The organism is Streptomyces sp. NPDC000134 (genome assembly GCF_042899225.1).
GTDB lineage: Bacteria > Actinomycetota > Actinomycetes > Streptomycetales > Streptomycetaceae > Streptomyces.
In genome coordinates this window covers 186,261-201,288 of record NZ_JBIAZN010000001.1, presented here as the reverse complement: position 1 = coordinate 201,288, position 15,028 = coordinate 186,261, and the positions used below count along the sequence as shown (strand labels likewise).

Genomic DNA, 15,028 nt, shown 5'->3' with positions numbered 1-15,028 from the left:
CATGAACGCCACGTCCGCGTCCCCCGCGGTCGCCCGGAAGCCCGTCACCGCGCCCGAAGCCGGTGCCGCGGCCCGTCCCCTGTCCAGGCTGTCCGACGCCGACCTGGGCACCCTGCTGCTGATCCGCCACTTCGAACTGGCCGTGCTGGAGCTGTTCTCCCAGGGCCGTCTGCACGGCACCACGCACACCTGCCTCGGCCAGGAGTACATCCCCGTCGCGCTCTACCCGCTGCTGGACGAGGGCGACCACGTCTTCAGCAACCACCGCGGGCACGGCCACTACCTGGCCCGCTTCCACGACCCGCACGGTCTGCTCGCGGAGATCATGGGGCGCTCCGGCGCCGTCTGCCACGGCGTCGGCGGCAGCCAGCACATCTACCGCGACCGCTACCTGTCGACCGGCGTACAGGGCCAGAGCCTGCCCGTCGCCGTGGGAGTGGGCCTGCACCTGAAGCGGGCCGAGCCGGGCCGGATCGCGGTGGTCCACATCGGCGACGGCACCTGGGGCGAGGGCGCCGTGTACGAGGCGCTCAACATGGCGCGCCTGTGGCAGGTCCCGTTACTCGTCGTGGTCGAGCACAACGGGATCGCCCAGTCGACACCGACCGAGCGGCAGATGTCCGGCACCATCGCGGCCCGCGCGGCGGCCTTCGGCGTCGGCCACCTGCGGATCGACTCCGTGGACGTCACCGACGTACGCGCCGCCCTCGCCCCCGTGGTCGGGCAGGTCCGCGACCGGCACCAGCCGTACGTGGTCGAGTGCGTCACCCACCGCGTGGGCCCGCACAGCAAGGGGGACGACACCCGCGCCGCCGAGGACCGCGAGCGGGCGGCCCGGCACGACTGGTACCGCCGCTACCGGCAGCACCACCCCGGACAGTTCGCCGCCGCCGACCGCGCTCAGGCGGAGGCCGTCGCCGCCGTCGTACGCGAGGTCGGCGCGCGTCCGGCGTCCCGCTGGGAGGCCCGGTGACCAGGCCCCAGCGCGTGGCCGAGAACCTCAACAGCGCCCTGCACCACCTGCTCGGCGCCCACCCCGGCACCTATGTGATCGGCGAGGACGTCGCCGACCCCTACGGCGGGGCGTTCAAGGTGACCCGGGGGCTGTCCGACCGCTTCCCGGACCAGGTGCTCTCCTCGCCGCTGAGCGAAGGCGGGATCGCCGGCGTCGGCGCGGGCCTGGCCCTGGCCGGCAACCGGTCCGTGGTGGAGATGATGTTCTCGGACTTCGCCGCGCTGGCCTTCGACCCGCTGCTGAACTTCGCCGCCAAGTCCGTGTCCATGTACGGCCGCCGGGTCCCGATGAGCATGGTCGTGCGCTGCCCCACCGGCGGCAACCGGGGGTACGGCCCGACGCACAGCCAGAGCCTGCAGAAGCACTTCCTCGGCATCCCCTCGCTGCACCTGCGGGAGGTCACCCCGTTCCACGACAACCAGCGCGTACTGACCGCGATGCTCGACCGCGAGGAACCGGGCGTGCTCTTCGAGGACAAGGTGCTCTACACCCGCCCCATGTACCGGGCCGGGGTCGTGGACGACCTCTTCCGCTACGAGATGCTGACCGACCCCGGCGAGACGGCCCGGGTGTTCGCGCCGGACTGCGGGCCCCCCGACTGGATCGTCCTGGCCCCGGGCGGGCTCACCGAACGGGCCGTCGCCGCCCTGCGCACCCTGCTCCTCGAAGAGGAGATCACGTGCGAACTGCTGGTGCCCTCCCAGCTCTACCCCTTCGACAGCCGGGCGCTGCTGCCGGTGCTGTCCCGCGCCGACCGCGTCTGCGTCGTGGAGGACTCGACGGCCGACGGGACCTGGGGCGAGCTGCTCGCCCAGCAGCTCCACGAGGGGTTGTGGGGCCGGCTGGCCCGCCCGGTGCTGCTGCTGAGCGCCGAGCCGAGCATCGTACCGACCGCGGCGCACCTGGAGCACGAGGTGCTGCTCCAGCCGTCCACCATCCACCGGGCGATCGTGGAGGCGACGAAGTGATCGGCATCGAGCTGCCCACGCTCAACACCAACGACTCCAGCTACACCCTCGTCGAGTGGCTCGTCCCCGACGGCAGCAGCATCGAGGGCGAGGAGCCGCTGGCGCTCGTGGAGACCTCCAAGGCCAGCGAGGAGATCGAGAGCACCGGCCCCGGCATCCTGCACGTCCTCGTCGGCAGCGGCCAGGACTGCCGGCCGGGACAGACCATCGCCTACCTCTTCGAATCGGCCGAGGAGCGTGAGTCCTACCGGGCGTCGTCCGCCGCCCCGGCGGCACGGCCCGCGCCGCACGGCCCGGAGCTGAGCATCACCAACGCCGCCCGAGCGCTCATCGACCGGCACGGCGTGTCCGAGGACGAGCTGCGCGGCCTCGGGCGCACGGTGATCCGCACCGCCGACGTCGAGGCCCTGGTACGGCGGGCCGCGTCGGCACCCTCGCCCGCCCCGCGCCGACTGTCCAAGCGGCAGCGCACCGTGGGCGCGGTGGTGACCGAGTCGATGCGGACCGTGCCGGCCGCGGCCGCCTACGCCAAGGTCGACGTCGGACAGGCGGAGGAACTGGCCCGCGACCTGTCCGAGCGCACCGGCAGCTTCGTCTCCCTGCCCGTCCTGCTGATCAAGGCGGTGGCACGCCGGCACGCCGCACACCCCCTGATGTTCGCCGCGCTCACCGACGACGGCGCCCTGCGCGAGAGCGAACGCGCCCACGTCGGCGTCACCATGGACGCCGGCCGAGGGCTGTACACCCCGGTGGTGCACGACGCCGCCGAGCTGAGCAGCGACCGGATCGCCGACCTGCTGACCGGCTTCCGCAGCAAGGCGTTCCGGGGCACCTTCCAGGCCGCCGAACTCACCGGGGCCAACATCATGGTCGCCCCGCACACCACCGAGGGCCTGGTCCTGGCCACCCCCATCGTCTTCCCCGGCCAGACCTGCGTGATCTCCATCGGCGCCGCCGACGACCAGGTGCGCCTGGACGCCGAGGGCACCCCGCGCACCCACCGGTTCGTCCACCTCGGCCTGGTCTACGACCACCGGGTGGTCAACGGCGGGGACGCGATGGCCCTGCTCAAGGACATCAAGGCGGAGCTGGAAACACCGGCCGCGCTCGGCTGACCGCCGAGCCGCCACCACGGAACCCACCCAACGGAACCCCACCACCCCGGGGAACCGCTCGTCGGACCGGAAAGGACACCCCTGACATGACCACCGACACCACCCCGCGCGGCCGCGCCTACGACCTGCTCGCCTCGGTGCTCCGGGAGAAGTTCGAAGTGCCCCCCGAGGCCATCGCCCCCACCGCGACCTTCGAACAACTCGACCTCGACTCGCTGGCCGTGGTGGAGCTCTTCGTCGTCCTCACCGAGGAACTCGGCATCGAGGTGCAGGACGGCGAGGCCGACCCGGACCTCACCCTGGGCGGCGTGGCCGACCTCATCGCCCAGGCCGTCGCCCCATGACCGGCGCCCCGCCCGACGTCGCCGTGCCTGGCGCCCCGCCCGATGTCGCCGTGACCGGGATCGGCCTGGTCACGCCGGCCGGCACCGGCCGCGAAGCCACCTGGGACGGGGTGTGCGCGGGCCGCCCCACCGCCCGGCACATCCCCGAACTCAAGGGCCTCCCGGTCGACTTCGCCTGCCTCGTCCCGGACTTCTCCCCCCGCGGTCACGTCCCCGGCTCACGCCCGTGGCAGTACGACCGCTTCACCCAGTTCGCCCTCTACGCCGCCCTGGAGGCGGTCGCCGACGCCGGCCTGGACCCGGCCGACTGGGACACGGACCGCGTCGCGGTGGTCTTCGGCAGCTCGGCCGGCGGCACCGGCACCATGCTGGAACAGCACCGCAAGCTGCTCGAACTGGGCACGGCACGCGTCTCACCGCTGATGCTGCCGATGTTCCTGCCCAACATGGCCACCGGACAGCTCACCATCCACCTGCGCGCCCGGGGCCCGGCCCTGTGCACGGTCACCGCCTGCGCCTCAGGCGCCACCGCCATCGGCACCGCCCTGCAACTCCTGCGCTCCGGGGCCTGCGACATCGCCGTCGCGGGCGCCTCCGACGCGGTCGTCCAGCCCTTCTGGGTCACCGGCTTCGACCGGATGGGGGCGCTGTCCCGGCGCGGCGACGACCCGGGGGCCGCCTCCCGGCCCTTCGACACCGCCCGGGACGGCTTCGTCATGGCGGAGGGCGGGGCGGCCCTGGTCCTGGAACCGGCGAGCGCGGCCAGGGCCCGCGGCCACCCCGGCTACGCCCTGCTGGCGGGCTACGGAGCCTCGTCCGACGCCCACCACCCCGTGGCACCCGACCCCGAGGGCAAGGGCGCCGCCCTCGCCGTACGGCGGGCCCTCGACGACGCCGGCGCCCGCCCCGCGGACGTGCAGCACATCAACGCGCACGGCACCAGCACGCCGCTCAACGACGCCGCCGAGGCCCGGATGATCCGCCGCCTCTTCCCGCAGCGGCCCTCCGTGACCTCGGTCAAAGGCACCCTCGGCCACCTGCTCGGCGCGGCCGGGGCGGTCGAGGCGGCGATCACCGCCCTGTCCGTGGCCCACGGCCGGGTGCCGCCCGTGGCCAACCTCGAACAACAGGAAGGAGACGCCGAGATCAACGCCGTCACCGGCACCAGCCGGACCCAGCCCATCGACCTCGCCCTGAGCCATTCCTTCGGCTTCGGCGGCCACAACGCCGTACTCGCCTTCAGAAGCTGCCCCACCACCGAACCGGCCCGGGAGCCCGCCGCCCCCGCACCCTGAGCGGGACCGGGACGGCACGCCCGCCGGGGCCCGGGGCGGCGGCGGCCGGAGCGACCGCCGCGCCGACCGCCGCCGGCCCCGCGCGGCGTGCCGGGTACCGCGTCCCGGCGAACGCGCGTCACTCCACGTCCATGCCGAAGTCCCTGACGAGCTGCTCCAGACCGCCCGGGTACCCCTTGCCGCCCAGTACGAAGTCCCAGTCGCCGCCGGACCTGCGCCGGAAGGAGCCGAGCACCAGCGCGGTCTCCCCGGACCGCCCGTCGCAGACGTCGAGCCGCCCGAGTTCGGCCATGGCCGGGTTAAGGAGCCGGATGCGGGCCTGGGTGAACCCGGACAGGTCGGCCTCCGGATTCACCTCCGGGTCCACGGCGGCCACCAGCACGAACCGGTCGGCCGCCGCCGGCAGCGCGTCGAAGGCGACCTGGACGGCGGCCTTGTCCGGCGCCGCCGCCGGTACGGCACGCACCGAGCCGTCGGGTGTCCGCGGGTTGTTGAAGAAGACGAAGTGATCCTCGCTGAGCACCTGGCCGCCCCGGCAGACCAGCGCGCACACGTCGAGGGCGACGTCGCCGGACCACGTCAGGCCCAGCACGCTGTGGTCGTCGGGCGCGGCGGCGGGCCCGGAGCCGGCCGGCTGCCCCGGGGCCGCCGCCGCGCCCCCGCCCAGGCGTCCGCGCAGCCCGTGCCGGTGCAGCAGATCGACGAGTTCGCCGCCCGAGATCAGCTCCAGGGGCTTGCCCCGGGCGAAGGTGTGGGAGCCCGGACCGAACCCGGACGTCGTCACCAGTACGCCCTTGTTGGCGCCGACGTCCTGGACCGTGCCGTACAGGTCGCGCACGGCAGTGGGCGGAACCGTGCCGCGGTAGCGCTTCACCTGCACGACGATCTTGCCGCCGCGGATCGGGGCCGGGTCCGTCGCGTCGACGTCCACGCCGCCGTCGTGGGAGCGCTGGGTCGTCACGGCCCGCATGCCCATGGCCCGGAACAGCTCGGCGACCAGGGACTCGAAGGCGATCGGGTCCATGTCGTACAGGTCCGGGTCGTGGTCGCCGCCGTGGGCGGCCACAGCGCTGCCGACGTCCTGCGGCCGCCGGCCGGGCCGCACGGAAGCGAGCTGGTCGGGCCGGGCCGACAGTTGTCCCCTCAACGCGTCGGTCAGGCAACTGACCGGGTCCACCTGCCCGAGCCGCAGGTCCGTGAAGACCGCCCGGGACGCCATGACGGTCGCCAGGAAGATCTGCGTCTGCCGCCCTGTCGCCGGGTCGGGGGCGTCCACGAAGCCGTTCAGGGCCACCGAGTCCAGGACGCCGTACTCGTCCGCCGCGAAAAGCTGGTGCAGCACCAGCAGCACGCTCTGCCCGAGCACCTCCCGGTACAGCGCCCGACGCCGGCTCACCGGCCATGCCGCCTCCTTGTACTGGTCCTCCCGGTACAAGTACCGCACGGACTTCGCCTCCGGGACGACGTCGTACGCGGGCAGTTCCCAGTCCAGCACCAACTGCCGCCCCGCCGTGTCGTAGGCCGCCGCCACCTGCCGGGGGAAGCCCTCCGGCCAGGCCGTCGACGCGTACAGCGCGGCGGAGAAGTACTCGACCACGGAGTCCGGATCGCCCCGCCCGACCCCGTCGGTCACCTCCGCGACCCCGGCATTGTGCCGGCGCACCTCGGCCCGCTGCGCCTCGGTCCTCTGCTCGTGGTCGCGCCGCATCGCGGCCAGCCTCTGCTGCCGCTGCCCCTCGGCGGCCTGGGCGGCGTACCAGTCCCGCTCGAACCGGGCCCGTGCCTCGACCTGGGCCCGCGCTCGCTGGCCGGCGGTCCAGCTTGCCCCCGGCTGGTACTGGTCCGGGTCGGGCATCGGCACCGGCCGGGCGAGCTGTCCGGGGTCGAACGGCGGGACGTCCTCCGCGCGCAGGAGAGACGACGCCCTGAAGGCCGGCGCCCGGCAGCCCGCGGCCAGCAGCCCGCGCAGGGCCGCGACCCGCGCCTCCAGTTCCGCGGTGCGGCGCCCGGCCTCCGCCTGGCGGTACTCGCGGTGGCTCTGCGCGGCAAGCCGCTGGTACGCCCGGACCTGCCGTTCCTCCTCCCGGCGCCGCCTCGCCTCGGCTTCCGCCTGACGTTGCTGCTGCCGCTGGATCTCAGCCCAGGCGCCGACGAAACCAGCAGAGCGACGACTCATGCGCTACAGGCCCTCCCCAGGACGTCGGCACCGCCGACCGCACTCTGGTTGCCCCCGCAACCAGTAGTGACCGACCGACTGTATCCAGCAATGGCCGTCGTGGACATCACGCCGCCGGACACCACAGAGCCCCCTCCGCATCGAAGGGGGCTCAACGGCCGCCGCACGCGCCCCGACGAGACACCGAGAGCACCGGACCGCGCCCCTCACCCGGACGGACGCGGCACCTGGCTCAGTGCGTGTGCCCGCTCGACGCCGCGTTCTTGACGGTCAGCGGCAGCAGCTTCCTGCCGGTGGGGCCGACCTGGATGTGGGTGTCCATCTGCGGGCACACCCCGCAGTCGAAGCACGGGGTCCACCGGCAGTCCTCGACCTCCGTCTCGTCGAGGGCGTCCTGCCAGTCCTCCCAGAGCCAGTCCTTGTCGAGGCCGGAGTCGAGGTGGTCCCAGGGCAGGACCTCCTCGTAGGTGCGCTCGCGGGTGGTGTACCAGTCGACGTCCACGCCGTAGGGGGCGAGGGCCTTGCCGGCGCAGGCCATCCAGCGGTCGTAGGAGAAGTGCTCGCGCCAGCCGTCGAAACGGCCGCCGTCCTCGTAGACGGCGCGGATGACGGCGCCGATCCGGCGGTCGCCCCGGGAGAGCAGGCCCTCGACGATGCCGGGCTTGCCGTCGTGGTAGCGGAAGCCGATGGAGCGGCCGTACTTCTTGTCGCCGCGGATCTTGTCGCGGAGCTTGGCCAGCCGGGCGTCGGTCTCCTCGGCGGAGAGCTGCGGGGCCCACTGGAACGGGGTGTGCGGCTTGGGCACGAAGCCGCCGATCGACACCGTGCAGCGGATGTCGCCGGAGCCGGAGACCTCGCGGCCCTTCTGGATGACGTTCATCGCCATGTCGGCGATCTGCAGGACGTCCTCGTCGGTCTCGGTCGGCAGACCGCACATGAAGTACAGCTTCACCTGACGCCAGCCGTTGCCGTACGCGGTGGCGACGGTCCTGATCAGGTCGTCCTCCGAGACCATCTTGTTGATGACCTTGCGGATGCGCTCCGAGCCGCCCTCGGGGGCGAAGGTGAGGCCGGAGCGGCGGCCGTTGCGGGTGAGTTCGTCGGCCAGGTCGATGTTGAAGGCGTCGACGCGGGTGGAGGGGAGGGAGAGGCCGATCTTGTCCTCGGTGTAGCGGTCGGCCAGGCCCTTGGCGATGTCGCCGATCTCCGAGTGGTCCGCGGAGGACAGCGAGAGCAGGCCGACCTCCTCGAAACCGGTCGCCTTCAGGCCCTTGTCGACCATCTCGCCGATGCCGGTGATGGAGCGCTCGCGGACCGGGCGGGTGATCATGCCGGCCTGGCAGAAGCGGCAGCCGCGGGTGCAGCCGCGGAAGATCTCCACCGACATGCGCTCGTGGACCGTCTCGGCGAGCGGCACCAGCGGCTGCTTGGGGTAGGGCCACTCGTCGAGGTCCATGACGGTGTGCTTGGCCACCCGCCACGGGACCCCGGACCTGTTCGGTACGACGCGGGCGATACGGCCGTCGGGGAGGTACTCGACGTCGTAGAAGCCGGGGACGTACACGCCGCCGGTGCGGGCCAGGCGGAAGAGGAGTTCCTCACGGCCGCCGGGGCGGCCCTCCGCCTTCCAGGCGCGGACGATCGCGGTGACCTCCAGGACCGCCTGCTCGCCGTCGCCGATGATCGCGCAGTCGATGAAGTCGGCGATGGGCTCGGGGTTGAACGCCGCGTGGCCGCCGGCCATGACGACCGGGTCGTCCAGGCCGCGGTCCTTGGCCTCCAGGGGGATGCCGGCCAGGTCGAGGGCGGCGAGCATGTTGGTGTAGCCCAGCTCGGTGGAGAAGGACAGGCCGAACACGTCGAACGCCTTGACCGGGCGGTGGCTGTCCACCGTGAACTGCGGGACGTGGTGCTCCCGCATCAGGGCCTCCAGGTCCGGCCACACGCTGTAGGTGCGCTCGGCGAGGACGCCCTCCTGCTCGTTGAGCACCTCGTAGAGGATCATGACGCCCTGGTTGGGGAGCCCGACCTCGTAGGCGTCGGGGTACATCAGCGCCCAGCGGACGTCGCAGGAGTCCCAGTCCTTGACGGTGGAGTTGAGTTCTCCGCCGACGTACTGGATCGGCTTCTGCACATGCGGGAGCAGAGCTTCGAGCTGCGGGAAAACGGACTCCGCGGCCGCAGCGACTTCGGCAGGCATCTCGCACACCTTCGTGAGCTGGACAGGACTGACAGGGGTGGTCGTCCAGCGTAACGCGGTCCCGGAGCGTCTCCGCACGCCGGACGGCTCACAGGACCGTCGCCGCGTCCTTGACGCCGTCCCAGAAGGCGGGCAGTCCGGCCTCCACGTCCGCCGCCCGGCGCTGCTCGCGCTCGTGCAGCAGACCGTAGGTGAAGGTGTCCTCGCCGGCGGCGTGGGCGACCGCGGACAGTTCCCGCAGGGTCGCGCGGGCCATCACGCTGTCCTGGTGCTCCCCGAGCTGCTGCTGGAGCGACTTCATGGTCTTGACCAGGAACTTCGCCGGTTTGCCGAGGGCCGGTCCGGCCGCTTCCGCCGCGTACCGGGTCCGCTTGGCCTTCTTGCGGGCCTCGTGCAGCGCCACATCGCGGGCGGTGCCGGGTTCGGTCTCCAGGGCTCGCGCCATCAGGGCGGAGACCTTGTGGAAGTCCTTGCGGACGGCCTCGGTGAGCACCTTGCCGGGCTTCTTGGCGGCCGCCTCGCGCAGCGGCGGATCGGTGAGCAGGGCGTCCAGGCGGTCGAGCAGGGCGAGGTAGCGGTGGGAGTCCAGTACGGCCAGCAGCCTGGCGCGGGCGCTGCCGTGCTCGGCGCCGGACCACTGCCGCAGCCGCGCGGCGGGCGGGCCGTGGACCAGGTCGTCCGGTACTTCGTCGAGGGCCGCCGTCAGCCGTCCGGCCAGCACCTCGCGGTCCCGGTCCGCGCCGAGGACGCCCGCCAGCCACTTCAGCTCGGCCCCGATCGGGTCGGTGACGGAGCGGTCCAGGACCGACCGGAACGACTGGAGGGTGCTGCGCAGCCTGCGCGTCGCCACCCGCATGGAGTGCACGGAGTCCGCGGCGTCCCGGCGGACGGCCGGGTCGAGGTCGACGATCGCGTCCCGCTGCCGGCGCAGATACGCCAGCACGTGGTCGCCCGCGTTCACCGGGTCCCCGGCGGGAGCGGACGGGCGGGTGCGCTCCGGGGCCGTCTCGGCGAGTGCGCGGGCCAGCTTGGAGGAGGCGGCGGCGGGGCGGACGCCGGCCTTGCGCAGCTTTCGCTCCACCTTGTCCAGGAGGGCCGGGTCGCCGCCGCCCGCGAGTTCCACCTCGATCTCGGTCCAGCGGGCCTCGCCGGCCCCGCCGCCGAGCCGTTCGGCGCGCACGGTGTCGACGGCGGCCTCGGCGAGGAGCCTGTCCTCGCGGTCGAGGAGGTGGCGCAGGTCGCGGTCCGTGCGGAGCCGGACCAGGGGCCGCAGTGCGGCGCCGCGGACCCGGGAGCGGACCAGGGCGGCCAGTTCGTCGGGGACGGTGTCGGAGAGCGGGGCGTGGATCTCCTCGCGCTCGCCCGGGGCGACGGGGAGCTTGAGGTGCCAGCCGGCGTCGGAGCCGCCGGTGCGGCGGCGCAGGGTGATGCCCGAGGCGGCGAGGCGCTCGTCGGCGGTGTCGTAGTAGGTGGCGTCGAGGTGGACGACGCCCCGGTCGGCGACGGTCGCGACGCCCGCCGCGCCGGTCAGGTCGGGGAGCCCGGCGTCGTCCGACTGGTACTTCCGCTCGATCTCGCGCTTGATGTCCGCCATGGGGCGTACGTACCCGGCATGGGACGAAGGTCACCTCCGGTCGGCAGTTCTCCGTCCCTTCCGGTCTCCGTGGCTACGCCGACATGGGTCTCTGCACGGTGATCGACTGAAGGAGTCCCACCGCCATCCAGACCGCGAACATCGACGAACCGCCGTAGGAGACGAACGGCAGGGGCAGGCCGGTCACCGGCATGATGCCGAGGGTCATCCCGATGTTCTCGAACGCCTGGAAGGCGAACCAGGCGACGATGCCGGCGGCGACGATCGTGCCGTACAGGTCGGGGGTGTCGCGGGCGATGCGGCAGGCGCGCCAGAGCACCACGCCGAGCAGCACGATGATCAGCCCCGCGCCGACGAACCCGAGTTCCTCGCCGGCGACGGTGAAGACGAAGTCCGTCTGCTGCTCGGGGACGAACTGGCCGGTGGTCTGCGAGCCGTGGAAGAGGCCGGAGCCGGTGAGCCCGCCGGAACCGATGGCGATGCGCGCCTGGTTGGTGTTGTAGCCGACGCCGGCCGGGTCCAGCTCGGGGTTGGCGAAGGCGGCGAAGCGGTTGATCTGGTAGTCGTCGAGGATGCCGAGCTGCCAGACCGCCAGGGCGCCGACGGTGCCCGCGCCGATCAGGCCGAACACCCAGCGGTTGGAGGCGCCGGAGGCCAGCAGCACGCCCAGCACGATGATGACCATGACCATGACCGACCCGAGGTCGGGCATCAGCATCACGATCAGCATGGGGACGACGGCGAGGCCGAGGGCCTGCAGGACCGTGCGGTGGTCGGGGTACTGCTTGTCGCCGGCGTCCACCCGGGTGGCCAGCAGCATCGCCATGCCCAGGATGATGGTGAGCTTGACGAACTCCGAGGGCTGGAGGGAGAAGCCGCCGGGGAGCTGAATCCAGGAGTGGGCGCCGTTGATCGTGGAGCCCAGCGGGGTGAGCACCAGCAGGATCAGGAACAGGGACGCGCCGTACAGCAGGGGCACGGCGGTGCGCAGGGTGCGGTGGCCGATCCACACTATGGCGATCATCAGCGCGATGCCGATGCCGGTGTTGAGCAGGTGCCGGAGCAGGAAGTAGTACGGGTCGCCCTGGTTCAGCTCGGTGCGGTTGCGGGTGGCCGAGTAGACCAGCACGGTGCCGGTCATGGACAGGGCGAGGGCCGCCAGCATGATCGGCCAGTCCAGCCGGCGGGCCACCGAGTCCCGGGCGAGCAGCCGGGTCCAGCCCGCGCGCTCGGGGCCGTATCCGGAGACCTGGAAACTGTTCGCCCCGGTCATGTGCGGACCCTCCGCTTCCGGTTCCGGCAGGTGCCGCGTCGCCGGCGGCGGGTTTGGCGGTCGCCCGTGCCCTGGTTCGGGACGGTGGCGCCCTGGTCCTGGCCGTCGAGGGGGGCGTACTCGTCCTTCTCGGTGGCCTGCTGGTCCTCGACCGGGTCGTCGGAGACCTTCGGGGCGGCGATCGTCCCGTCGGGCTTGACCTTGGGCAGGGCCTTCTGCGGCTCGGGCAGCAGCGCCTTCTTCTTGTCGATGGCGCCGTCGTCGGAGACGCCGTACAGCGCGTCGTAGATGTTGCGCACGGCCGGGCCGGAGGCGCCGGAGCCGGTGCCGCCCTGGGAGATCGTCATGACGATCGAGTAGTCCTTGGTGTACGTGGCGAACCAGGAGGTGGTCTGCTTGCCGTAGACCTCGGCGGTACCGGTCTTGGCGTGCATCGGGATCTCGTCCTGGGGCCAGCCTCCGAACCGCCAGGCGGCGGTGCCGTTGGTGGCGACGCCGGCGAGGGCGGCGTCCATCTTGTCCCGGGTCTCCTTGCTTATCGGCAGCTTGCCGTGCGACTCGGGTTCGATCGGGTCGACGTGCTTGCCGTCGGCGCTGACGACGGCCTTGCCGATGGAGGGGGTGTAGAGGGTGCCGCCGTTGGAGATCGCGGCGTAGATGGTGGCCATCTGGATGGGGGTGACGAGGGTGTCGCCCTGGCCGATGGAGTAGTTGATGGCGTCACCGGCGCGCATCTTGTTGCCCTCGATGCAGTTCTCGTACGCGATCTTCTCCACGTACGAGCCGTCCTTCTTGCCGGTCTTGCACCAGGCGTCCTTGTTGGCCTCCCAGTAGTCCTGCTTCCACTGGCGGTCGGGGACGCGGCCGGTGACCTCGTTGGGGAGGTCGATGCCGGTCTCCGTGCCGAGGCCGAACTGGTGGGCGGCCTTGTAGAAGTAGTCGTCGGCCTTCTTGGGGTTCATGCCGCCGTCCTTCTTCCACTCCTGGTGCGCCAGGCGGTAGAAGACGGTGTCGCAGGAGACCTCCAGGGCGCGGCCGAGGCTGATCGGGCCGTAGTTGGCGGACTCGAAGTTCTTGAAGACCTGGCCGCCGACGCTGTACGCGCTGGAGCAGTCGTAGCTGCCGTCGAAGTCGTAGCCGGCTTCCACGGCGGCGGAGGTGGAGACCACCTTGAAGACGGAGCCGGGGGCGGCCTGGCCCTGGATGGCCCGGTTGAGCAGCGGGTAGTTGGAGTCCTTGCCGGTGAGCTTCTTGTAGTCGGCGGCGGAGATGCCGCCCACCCACGCGTTGGGGTCGTAGGTGGGGTTGGAGGCCATGGCCACTATCCGGCCGGTCTTGGCCTCCATCACCACCACGGCACCGGAGTCGGCCTTGTAGTTGGTGCCGGTGTTGCGGTCGAACTCCTTGCGGGCGGCCTTCATCGCCTCGTTCAGCTCGTACTCCGCGACGCGCTGGACGCGGGAGTCGATGCTGGTGACCAGGTTGTCGCCGGGCTCGGCGGGGTCGGCCTCGGCCTCGCCGATGACCCGGCCGAGGTTGTCCACCTCGTAGCGGGTGACGCCGGCCTTGCCGCGCAGCGCCTTGTCGTACTGCCGCTCGATGCCGGAGCGGCCGACCTGGTCGGAGCGGAGGTAGGGCGAGTCGGTGTCCTGGGCCTTGGTGATCTCGTCGTCGGTGACCGGGGAGAGGTAGCCGAGGACCTGGGCGGTGTTGGCCTTGCCGGGGCTCGGGTAGCGGCGCACGGCCTGGGGTTCGGCGCTGATGCCGGGGAAGTCCTCGGCGCGCTCGCGGATCTGCAGGGCCTGCTTGGGGGTGGCCTCGTCGGTGATGGGGATGGGCTGGTACGGCGAGCCGTTCCAGCAGGGCTGGGGGGTCTTGGCGTCGCAGAGCCGGACCTTCTCCATCACCTCCTTCGGCCGCATGCCGAGGACGCCGGCCAGCTTGGTGAGGACGGCCTCGCCGTCGTCCGCCATCTTCAGCAGTTCGGTGCGGGAGGCGGAGACGACCAGCCGGGTCTCGTTGTCGGCGAGGGCCACGCCCCGGGCGTCGAGGATGGAGCCGCGGACGGCGGGCTCGACGACCTGCTGGACGTGGTTGCCGGAGGCTTCCTTGGCGTACTCGTCGCCCTGGCGGATCTGGAGGTACCAGAGCCGGCCGCCGAGGGTGCCGAGGAGGGAGAGCACGAGGACTTGGATGACGACGAGCCGGATCTGGACGCGTGGGTTCCGCCCGGTCTCGGGGATGTTGGTCACTGCGGTTGCCTCCCCCTCCTCAGTGCGCCGACGTGTGTGCGTGTACGAATGGTGAACGGCCGGCCGGTGCGGTCGCGTTCCGCCCCGGCGGACCCGTTCGGGTGAACTCGACCGTTCTCACAGCCGCTTGACCCCCTTGATGCGTCCGGCTCGGGCGACCCGGGCCCGCGCCGCCTTCACCCGCAGCCCGCCCCGCTGGCCGCCGATGCGCAGGCCGGTGCCGGAGGCGAGCCAGCCGGAGGAGATGTCGGTGGTCTGGGCGGCGGAGGTGGTCTCGGCGAGCGGGTCGTTCTCCGCGCGCCGGGCCAGCGCCATGATGCCGGGGACGACGAACGGGGCCAGCAGCAGGTCGTAGAGGGCGGCGGTGAACAGCAGTCCGCCGAGGCCGACATGGCGGGCGGCGGTGTCGCCGACCAGCGAGCCGACCCCGGCGTAGAGCAGGGTGGAGCCGACGGCGGCGGCGACGACCACGACCATGGGGCCGGCGGCGGACTTCAGCCGTCCGTTCTCCGGCCGGGCCAGGCCCGCCAGGTAGCCGATGACGCACAGCACCAGGGCGTAGCGCCCGGCGGCGTGGTCGGCGGGCGGGGCGAGGTCGGCGAGGAGACCGGCGCCGAAGCCGATGAGGGCCCCGCCGACATGGCCGTAGACCAGGGCGAGGCCGAGCACGACCAGGAGCAGCAGGTCGGGGACGGCGCCGGGGAGGTGCAGCCGGGCCAGGACGCTGACCTGGATCACCAGGGCGACGACGATCAGGGGGACGGACAGCAGGAACCGGTTGACACGCATGGGACTT

General features: G+C 72.4%; 11 protein-coding genes. 5 read left to right on the top strand and 6 right to left on the bottom strand.

The features are described 5' to 3' along the window. Nucleotide 1 precedes the first annotated feature (1 nt). The 5 genes from ACFY32_RS00865 (at nt 2) to ACFY32_RS00845 (ending at nt 4,737) form a co-directional block, all read left to right on the top strand. The gene (locus ACFY32_RS00865) at nt 2–973 is read left to right on the top strand and encodes a thiamine pyrophosphate-dependent dehydrogenase E1 component subunit alpha (protein ID WP_359191794.1); all 972 of its coding nucleotides are present in this window, start codon (nt 2–4) and stop codon (nt 971–973) included. Then, a complete protein-coding gene (locus tag ACFY32_RS00860) occupies nt 970–1,983 on the top strand; it encodes an alpha-ketoacid dehydrogenase subunit beta (RefSeq protein ID WP_390673081.1) in 1,014 nt (337 codons plus the stop codon). The genes ACFY32_RS00865 and ACFY32_RS00860 overlap by 4 nt, the downstream gene beginning before the upstream one ends. Continuing rightward, nucleotides 1,980–3,098, top strand: coding sequence for a 2-oxo acid dehydrogenase subunit E2 (locus ACFY32_RS00855; RefSeq protein ID WP_359191800.1), 1,119 nt, complete (start codon nt 1,980–1,982; stop codon nt 3,096–3,098). Before ACFY32_RS00860 ends, ACFY32_RS00855 begins: the two co-directional genes overlap by 4 nt. Nucleotides 3,099–3,184: 86 nt before the next feature. Next, nucleotides 3,185–3,442, top strand: coding sequence for a phosphopantetheine-binding protein (locus ACFY32_RS00850; protein WP_359191803.1), 258 nt, complete (start codon nt 3,185–3,187; stop codon nt 3,440–3,442). Further along, a complete protein-coding gene (locus tag ACFY32_RS00845; protein ID WP_390673080.1) occupies nt 3,439–4,737 on the top strand; it encodes a beta-ketoacyl-[acyl-carrier-protein] synthase family protein in 1,299 nt (432 codons plus the stop codon). Before ACFY32_RS00850 ends, ACFY32_RS00845 begins: the two co-directional genes overlap by 4 nt. Nucleotides 4,738–4,855: 118 nt before the next feature. Here the strand turns inward: ACFY32_RS00845 and ACFY32_RS00840 are convergent, their stop codons facing one another. The 6 genes from ACFY32_RS00840 to mreD all read right to left on the bottom strand — a co-directional run bounded on the left by ACFY32_RS00840 (nt 4,856) and on the right by mreD (nt 15,021). Beyond that, the gene (locus ACFY32_RS00840; RefSeq protein ID WP_390673079.1) at nt 4,856–6,913 is read right to left on the bottom strand and encodes a restriction endonuclease; all 2,058 of its coding nucleotides are present in this window, start codon (nt 6,911–6,913) and stop codon (nt 4,856–4,858) included. A 232-nt stretch (nt 6,914–7,145) separates the two neighbouring features. After that, nucleotides 7,146–9,113 carry a TIGR03960 family B12-binding radical SAM protein gene (locus ACFY32_RS00835; RefSeq protein WP_390673078.1) on the bottom strand — a complete coding sequence of 656 codons (1,968 nt, stop codon included), beginning with the start codon at nt 9,111–9,113 and terminating at the stop codon, nt 7,146–7,148. 88 nt (nt 9,114–9,201) lie between these two features. Further along, the gene (locus ACFY32_RS00830; protein ID WP_390673077.1) at nt 9,202–10,707 is read right to left on the bottom strand and encodes a CHAD domain-containing protein; all 1,506 of its coding nucleotides are present in this window, start codon (nt 10,705–10,707) and stop codon (nt 9,202–9,204) included. A 73-nt stretch (nt 10,708–10,780) separates the two neighbouring features. Continuing rightward, nucleotides 10,781–11,980, bottom strand: coding sequence for a rod shape-determining protein RodA (gene rodA / locus ACFY32_RS00825; RefSeq protein ID WP_359191815.1), 1,200 nt, complete (start codon nt 11,978–11,980; stop codon nt 10,781–10,783). Further along, nucleotides 11,977–14,232 (bottom strand): penicillin-binding protein 2, encoded by a 2,256-nt coding sequence (mrdA, locus tag ACFY32_RS00820; protein ID WP_359191818.1) that lies wholly within the window; start codon nt 14,230–14,232, stop codon nt 11,977–11,979. Before mrdA ends, rodA begins: the two co-directional genes overlap by 4 nt. A 117-nt stretch (nt 14,233–14,349) precedes the next feature. Further along, nucleotides 14,350–15,021, bottom strand: coding sequence for a rod shape-determining protein MreD (mreD, locus tag ACFY32_RS00815; RefSeq protein WP_359191821.1), 672 nt, complete (start codon nt 15,019–15,021; stop codon nt 14,350–14,352). Nucleotides 15,022–15,028 lie beyond the last annotated feature (7 nt).